We start from the raw sequence: 1,507 nt of genomic DNA, 5'->3' as shown, positions 1-1,507 counted from the left end.
CAACCGCAAGGACGAGGCCGCCAACACGGCAGCGTTCGAGAAGGTCCGCGCGGACAAGACCCGCGAAGCCGGCGACGGCTTCGACGCTCCTGGGTGGCCCACCCGGACCTGGTTCCGGTGTGCCGCGAAGTGTTCGACGGCGTACTCGGCGAGCGTCCGAACCAACTGGACCGCTCACGCGAGGACGTCACCCCCGACGACCGCGCCCTGATCGATGTCGCCTCCACCACGGGCACCATCACCGAGACCGGCATCCGGAACAACATCGAGGTGGGCATCCGCTACATCGAGTCCTGGCTGCGCGGCAACGGCGCCGTGGCCATCCACAACCTCATGGAGGACGCAGCCACGGCGGAGATCTCTCGTTCACAGCTCTGGCAGTGGATCTACTCGCACGCCATCACCGACACCGGCGAAGTCATCACCCGCGAATGGATCAACGACCTCCTGGACGAAGAGTTCGCCCGCCTGGAACGCTTCGACGACGACCGCTTCAACGATGCCCGCAGCATCTTCGACGAAGTCACCCTGGCCGAGGAGTTCCCCACCTTCCTAACCATCCCGGCCTACGCCCGCTACCTCACGGAAGCCCGCGAGGAAGCCACCAAGGAAGAACTCGTGGCCGCTTGAACCCGTAGATAAAGCCCCCGCCGCTGGGCTGCCTGCACTCTTCGCAACAAGTGACCCCGATGGCCGGGGAGGCAGCCCAGCGACGGAACCCCTTCATCAACACGTGCGAACTGGCAGCAGATGACTTTGCCGCTTGGGAACGGTCATCTGCTGCCAGTTCGCGCGGGGTTAAGGGACGACGGCGGCGCGCACTTAGCGCTGCCGGGCCACCCAGCGCACCGAGAGGGTGGTGCAGATGCAGAATGCGGCGACCGATCCGAGGATCACCAGGAGCGGCACGGTCCAACTGCCGGAGATGCCGTGCACGTAGCCGATGACGGTCGGAGCCAAGGCCGCGAAGCAGTAGCCGACCCCCTGCACGACGGCGGACATCTTGCCTGCCGAAGCTTGGTCGCGCGCGAACTTGATGATGGCGATGAAGATGACCGTGATGCCGCCGCCCTGCGCTACTCCACCGAGGGACGACCATAGCCACCACCAGCCCGGGGCCAGCAACAAGCCCAAGGGCACCGTGAGCCACAAGGCACCCAAGGTGGCCGCCACCGCCGTCGTACTGGCGAAACGGGCGAGCAGCGGCACGCCGAGCCCACCGACTATCGCGAAAATCTGGAAGAGCGATGATCCCGCGCCGGCTTGTGCTGTGCCCATGCCCAGCTCGTCGGCCAGGAAGCTCGGGAGCCATGCGGTCACGCCGTAGTACGAGAATGCCTGCCGGCGAAGCCCAGCGTCAGGCCCGCCGTCAGCCAGCCAACCCCGGAGGCGCCCCCCGCTCGTGAACCGCCGGCGGCGGGCACAGCAGCGGGAACGAAAGCTTGCCGGGCGCCGACTGTGGGAATCCAGAACAGGATGGCCGCGAGGGCCAGCAGGGCACTCGCGG

Annotated in this window: 2 pseudogenes; one reads left to right on the top strand and one right to left on the bottom strand. The window is 66.9% G+C overall.

The features are described from left to right. A pseudogene (locus AHiyo1_RS10615) lies at positions 1-630 on the top strand (malate synthase A); the annotation flags it as partial. A gap of 192 nt (positions 631-822) precedes the next feature. Here the strand turns inward: AHiyo1_RS10615 and AHiyo1_RS10610 are convergent. Beyond that, a pseudogene (locus AHiyo1_RS10610) lies at positions 823-1,507 on the bottom strand (MFS transporter); the annotation flags it as partial.

Origin of the sequence: Arthrobacter sp. Hiyo1 (assembly GCF_001263615.2) — a bacterium.
Lineage (GTDB): Bacteria > Actinomycetota > Actinomycetes > Actinomycetales > Micrococcaceae > Arthrobacter.
Note: the sequence above shows the minus strand (reverse complement) of the source record. Positions and strands in the feature narration are given on the sequence as shown.